General features: G+C 49.4%; 7 protein-coding genes. 6 read left to right on the top strand and 1 reads right to left on the bottom strand.

Annotated features, from left to right (window positions below):
• Positions 1-259 precede the first annotated feature (259 nt).
• The 4 genes from QMN93_RS25330 to QMN93_RS25315 all read left to right on the top strand — a co-directional run bounded on the left by QMN93_RS25330 (position 260) and on the right by QMN93_RS25315 (position 2,205).
• Positions 260-580, top strand: coding sequence for a DUF134 domain-containing protein (locus QMN93_RS25330; protein ID WP_001137910.1), 321 nt, complete (start codon positions 260-262; stop codon positions 578-580).
• Positions 555-1,016 (top strand): NifB/NifX family molybdenum-iron cluster-binding protein, encoded by a 462-nt coding sequence (locus tag QMN93_RS25325; RefSeq protein ID WP_000626969.1) that lies wholly within the window; start codon positions 555-557, stop codon positions 1,014-1,016. The genes QMN93_RS25330 and QMN93_RS25325 overlap by 26 nt, the downstream gene beginning before the upstream one ends.
• A gap of 160 nt (positions 1,017-1,176) precedes the next feature.
• Complete coding sequence (locus QMN93_RS25320; RefSeq protein ID WP_016241611.1) at positions 1,177-1,614, top strand: PaaI family thioesterase; 438 nt, start codon at positions 1,177-1,179, stop codon at positions 1,612-1,614.
• 114 nt (positions 1,615-1,728) lie between these two features.
• A complete protein-coding gene (locus tag QMN93_RS25315) occupies positions 1,729-2,205 on the top strand; it encodes a Dps family protein (protein WP_000043177.1) in 477 nt (158 codons plus the stop codon).
• Positions 2,206-2,509: 304 nt separating this feature from the next.
• Here the strand turns inward: QMN93_RS25315 and QMN93_RS25310 are convergent, their stop codons facing one another.
• Positions 2,510-2,860 carry a helix-turn-helix transcriptional regulator gene (locus tag QMN93_RS25310; RefSeq protein WP_000928911.1) on the bottom strand — a complete coding sequence of 117 codons (351 nt, stop codon included), beginning with the start codon at positions 2,858-2,860 and terminating at the stop codon, positions 2,510-2,512.
• A gap of 161 nt (positions 2,861-3,021) precedes the next feature.
• Here QMN93_RS25310 and QMN93_RS25305 point away from each other — a divergent pair, with 161 nt between their 5' ends.
• A complete protein-coding gene (locus QMN93_RS25305) occupies positions 3,022-4,680 on the top strand; it encodes an FAD-dependent oxidoreductase (protein WP_000706606.1) in 1,659 nt (552 codons plus the stop codon).
• Between the two features lie 245 nt (positions 4,681-4,925).
• A complete protein-coding gene (locus tag QMN93_RS25300) occupies positions 4,926-5,390 on the top strand; it encodes an isoprenylcysteine carboxylmethyltransferase family protein (protein ID WP_001243598.1) in 465 nt (154 codons plus the stop codon).
• Positions 5,391-5,594 lie beyond the last annotated feature (204 nt).

Below are 5,594 nucleotides of genomic sequence, written 5' to 3'. Positions count from 1 at the left end.
AAGCAAGCCAACTTGTCGTCAAAATCGGTGTTGCAAAAACGGGAGTGACCATAGATTCCGTTTTCTGAGACGACCCCCTTATGGCAGCACTTTAAATTGAGTCTCATACAGTATCTGTTTTCTTTCTCTTCATCTCTCATGACCTGCTGCCCACTTACAGACTCCAGGGTAAAGCAAAAAATTCTCCACCGGTGAGCAGAGTATATTGCATATGCCAGTTTATGAGTGTATATATAGCATATGCCAATAAGGAGCCTTCATGCCAAGACCCAGAATTCCCCGTAACATCTGTGGCCGCCCTGCGGATACCTGTTTTAAGCCCAATGCGCGACCGATGAGCCAGCTTGAACATGTTCATTTAAAAGAAGATGAGTTTGAAGCGTTACGGCTGGTCGATTTACTGGGCATGCAACAGCAGGAAGCGGCTGTTGCAATGGGGGTTTCAAGGCAGACACTGGCCAATGTCCTGAAAGCAGCCCGTTTTAAGGTTGTGGACTGTCTCACTCAGGGCAAGGCCTTAATAATGCACTCTGAAAGGGAAGGAGTTACACAAGATGATCACAGCCATTCCAGTGAATGACGACCGGGTAGCAAATCATTTTACCAAAGCGAGTCACCTTGTCCTGGTGGATGAGCGCGGTGTGGAGCTCAGCCGGACAGAAAATCCCGCGCTGGGCGCAGATTGTTCAGGTAAACGGAAGCTGGTTGACCTGCTGGTTCAACAGCAAGTCAGCCGCGTTGTGGTCCGTAACATCGGGGAACGGATGCTGGGTAAATTACTGGGGCATCAGATCGCGGTGTACCAGACTGACTGTGGTCGTCGTTTGTTCACTGAACTGTGTGATCCGGATACCCGTGTTCTGACTGAACTGAATAAGCCGGAGCAGGGACGCCAGTCCTTTCATCATGAGGCGAAAGGGAAAAAATGCTGTCACTCTGACGGGAACACAGCAGAAAATGCGTGCCAGGGTGGGCGTCAGCATCATCACGGAAACGGGCGCTGTTGCCATTCATGAGTTTATTTCATCACGGGCGGTGATTTTTATCAGACCCGTATTGTGTATAAACCAGAAGCCGGAATGTGTGGAGGAGGCAGTAATGATGCCGGGGGAGCCCCTCAGCTGACTGAATTCCGGATGCCTCCCGTCAGTACAACCGGACGCTGAGCAGAAACAGATGAATTGTTATCTTGATGCCAGAAAGGCCCATACCTGTTGTATGGTCTGTAGTTCCCGCGACAACAACCCTGATACGGTGAACTTAATGTTTTCAGAGCACCCGGATGGCTCTGTATGTGCGGACTACACGGCCAATCACAGGCATCAGGGGTATACGGGTCTTTTACATGGCGGAATGACGAGTACCCTGCTGGATGCAGCAATGACTCATTGTTTGTTCATGCAGGGTGTGCAAGCCCTGACGGCTGAACTGACGGTAAGATTCATTTCACCCGTTTGTACCGGAGACAAACTGATGGTATGTGCCAGACTGCTTGGGCAACGCAGGGGGATTTACCTGCTTGAAGCATGGCTGACAAAAGGACAGCAGACAGTGGCACGTGCCACGGCGAAATTCATTGTTCCGTCGCAGGATATTGCTCTGGCGCATCGCTAGTGTGACAGACGACAGGTGTACCTGGTTATTATAAAAATTTGAGGCGTGTTTTGCTCAGACCGGAAAGAATAATCGCATATCGTATATTCCACTGAAACCGTGTAAGAGGTAGTTATGAGTAAACAAATCATTGATATTGGTATTGCTGAATCATCCCGGGTGGAGATTGCAGACGGCCTGTCCCGGCTTCTTGCTGACACCTATACCCTGTATATAAAAACACATTACTATCACTGGAATGTAACTGGCCCCATGTTTAACAGCTTACATTTAATGTTTGAAAATCAATACAATGAGCTGGCCACTGCCGTTGATGATATCGCTGAACGTATACGCTCGCTCGGATGCTTCGCGCCCGGCACATATCATGAATTTTCACGTTTAACAGCGGTTAATGAAGATAAGGATATTCCGGCAGCAAAAAACATGATTGAAAATCTTGTCCAGGGCCAGGAGACCGTGGTTAAAACTGCACGCTCCCTGTTCCCGCTCGTTAATAATGCGAATGATGAAGCCACAGCAGATCTGCTTACACAACGTATCCAGTTACATGAGAAAACTGCCTGGATGTTGCGTAGCCTGCTTGAATAATGTCACCCCGTGGCAGCAGAAAAAACGGTTTGTCAGCCACAGGCTATTACTGACAGTGCAGAATCATCCGTGTTCCTGTGGCTGTTTTTTCTGACCGTCACAGTATTAAACACCATTGAATCAGTGGGTTAATCAGTGAATGCGTGAACGAGAAATACAGTCCGTGACGGGCATCATCGGCTGGTATATCCGGACCACTGTTGTTTTCCCGTTAAGGTATCGCAGGTTCCGGTCTGGCATTTCACAGCCTGAACAGGGTTAATGATGCATGGATAAAACGGTTTACGGGGAAAGCAGGATCATATTATTCGTTGTTATGGCTTCCTTTACCGGTGCCTGCCTGCGGGCAGTAGAGATCATATAAGGTATTTAACAACGTCATGATACGGTTATCCTCAATACGGTAATATACCATTTTACCTGCCCGTCGGGTCTCGACCAGCTTCAGGCGGCGCATTACACCCAGCTGCTGGGACAGGGTCGGCTGAGTGATACCGACCGCCGCTTCCAGCCCGGCCACATTCGCTTCCCCCAGGCTTAACTGACACATCAACAGCAACCGGTCGCTGTTGGCCAGTCCCCGTAAGACATCTGCTGCCCTCAGGGCCGCATTCTTCATATCTGTCTGACGTTTTGTGTCTTCATTCATGAGCATTGCTGATTTCTCATACTATGTGTTTTTATATAATATAATTTAGTATACTAACGGTATCGTAATTTTGCCATCGTGTTCGTCAGGTCTGCAGCGTCCTGCCGGCCCGGGGAAACGATTATATCTGGCAGGCATTTTTGCCCCGGGTGAACAGAGAGGATGTAATGAAAATAGTGATTGTTGGTGGTGTTGCCGGCGGGGCATCCGCTGCAGCCAGAGCTCGTCGGTTATCAGAGGATGTCAGTATTGTTGTGTTTGAACGGGGAAGCGATGTCTCTTTCGCCAACTGTGGATTACCTTATCATATAGGCGGAAAAATTCCTTTAAGGCAGTCACTGATTCTGAAAACCCCGGAGGATTTTAAATCCCGCTTTAACATAGACGTCCGTATCTGTCATGAAGTGACGTCAGTGGATCCGGTTAATAAAACGGTGACGGTTAAAAATCTGACCTCAGGGGAGGTCTATAGCGAAGAATGGGATCGTCTGCTCCTCAGTACCGGCGCCGCTCCGGTTGTCCCTCCTTTGCCCGGGCTACAGGAAGAGGGTGTCTTTACGCTGCGAAATCTTACTGACATGGATGCTATCCTGGGGTGGATTGAGCAACATCACGTAGCTCACACCACGCTTGTCGGGGGGGGATTTATCGGACTTGAAGTGATGGAGGCTCTGAGCGAACGGGGGATCAGTGTGACCCTGCTGGAGATGGGGGAACAGGTTATGGCTCCGGTTGATCCTGAAATGGCATCTGCCCTGCATCAGGAAATCCGGAGTCATGGCGTGGATCTGCGTCTCAGAACGGCGCTCACCGAGGTACTGCGGACAGAGACGGGATTCCGCGTTGCACTGTCTGAGGGTGGGTTTCTGCAGACCGACATGGTTATTCTCGCCATCGGGGTAAAACCTGAGAACAGCCTTGCCACAGGAGCCGGGCTCGCAGTGGGTAAACGGGGAGGCATAAGCGTCAATGCCTGTATGCAGACCAGTATCCCTGACATCTACGCCGTGGGGGATGCCGTTGAAACTCCAGACTTTGTCTTTCAGGAACCCGCTAATTTTCCTCTGGCAGGGCCCGCCAACCGCCAGGGACGCATTGCTGCTGATAACATGCTAGATCGTCACAGCCTTTACCATGGCAGTCAGGGGACATCCATTTGTAAGGTATTTTCGCTGAGTATTGGCAGCGTCGGTGCGAATGAAAAGCAGCTGAAAGTTCATGGCACCCGATACGAGAAGGTTTACGTCCATGCCGCTGATCATGCCGGTTACTACCCGGGGGCAACGATGATCAGTCTGAAACTGCTGTTCAGCCCCGATACCGGTAAAATTCTCGGGGCTCAGGCATCAGGGAAAAAAGGGGTTGATAAACGCATCGATGTCCTGTCTGTCGCACAGCGCGCGGGGCTTACCGTCAACGATCTCGAACATCTTGAGCTGACTTATGCTCCACCTTTTAACAGTGCAAGGGACGTCGTTAACCAGGCTGGTATGGTGGCGACAAATGTAATGAAAGGAGATACGGTCATATGTCATGTCAGCGATGTGTTACAACGGGAACCGGGCAGTTATTGTTTACTTGATATTCGCTCTCCTGCCGAACTGAAACAATTTGGCGAATATCCTGACGCGCTATCCATTCCACTGGATTCCCTGCGGGAGAATCTTGAAAAAGTGCCTAAAGATAAAGAGATTTTTATAGGGTGCCAGAGTGGCCTGCGCGGGCATGTGGCATACCGTATTCTTCAGGCCCACGGCTTCAGGACATATAATCTGAGTGGTGGCTTTATAACCTGGCAGGCGGTAACGGAGTCAATAAGTAAATAAGAGATGAGGTGCCATACACATGGCACCCTGAATCGCCACAGGTTTAACAGTGAAGTGGTCTGCTGAATTTGTTCACCTGAACAGAGGTGTGGACTGACCCCGCACCGTTATAAGGACAGTTATGAAAAAAATAACTTTTCAGATCAGGCATATAATGTCAGATTCATGGTCACTATAGGAATGGCAAGGACTGGATTTTCATTTTGCAGCCATCAGGCTGCTTAGTTCAGAGATAGGTCTGTGTAATGCGTAACTTCGTGACTCGATTGAGAGTATGGTTTCCGCCCCCACTCATCTTATTGCTGTTTTTCGTCACTGATGTGTTGACTGCAATCCCGCGTTTTACCTTCGACATCGTGAATATAGTGCTAAGCGTGTTGCTGACCGGTGTTTGTATTACCATGATACTGCACACCGCTTGGCAGATGAGCACGAACGGCACGACGCTTAATCCGCTTCATCCGGATAGAACCACCAAGCTGGTAACTGTCGGTTGTTACGCATGGAGTCGAAACCCTATTTACCTTGGAATGAGCGGGCTCCAGTTATCCGTTGCTCTCTGCTTTGGCAGCCTGGTGGGGATACTTGCTGTACCGTTGTTTATGTTTGTAGTAGCCAGATTACATATCCATGTTGAAGAGGTACAGCTTCGAAAACGTTTCGGGTTGGAATGGGAACGCTATACCCAACGGGTTCGTCGCTGGTTATAGCAACCCCGTGGTGTTGCAGGAGACAAATAACGTCGAAATCATAAAGAAAAGAATTCATCATCCTTGAGCTTTTATATCGTAATCGTAAACCAGGTGCCGTATGTAGCCATTGAGCCAGTGCTGGTACCTTAGGGAAGGTGCGAATAAGCAGGTCATTTCTTCCCAAGCTGACTCGCTGATTAAAATTTCGCGGATCTGGGCCGA

This window comes from Enterobacter sp. R-1.6.2, from assembly GCF_035064085.1.
GTDB classification, from domain to species: domain Bacteria; phylum Pseudomonadota; class Gammaproteobacteria; order Enterobacterales; family Enterobacteriaceae; genus Enterobacter; species Enterobacter asburiae_B.
This window is presented reverse-complemented; position numbering and strand designations above follow the sequence as displayed.

Bases quoted from the DNA above. Each gene is read 5' to 3' on its own strand.
- QMN93_RS25330 (WP_001137910.1), top strand. From the start codon at position 260: ATGCCAAGACCCAGAATTCCCCGTAACATCTGTGGCCGCCCTGCGGAT.
- QMN93_RS25325 (WP_000626969.1), top strand. From the start codon at position 555: ATGATCACAGCCATTCCAGTGAATGACGACCGGGTAGCAAATCATTTT.
- QMN93_RS25320 (WP_016241611.1), top strand. From the start codon at position 1,177: ATGAATTGTTATCTTGATGCCAGAAAGGCCCATACCTGTTGTATGGTC.
- QMN93_RS25315 (WP_000043177.1), top strand. From the start codon at position 1,729: ATGAGTAAACAAATCATTGATATTGGTATTGCTGAATCATCCCGGGTG.
- QMN93_RS25310 (WP_000928911.1), bottom strand. From the start codon at position 2,860: ATGCTCATGAATGAAGACACAAAACGTCAGACAGATATGAAGAATGCG.
- QMN93_RS25305 (WP_000706606.1), top strand. From the start codon at position 3,022: ATGAAAATAGTGATTGTTGGTGGTGTTGCCGGCGGGGCATCCGCTGCA.
- QMN93_RS25300 (WP_001243598.1), top strand. From the start codon at position 4,926: ATGCGTAACTTCGTGACTCGATTGAGAGTATGGTTTCCGCCCCCACTC.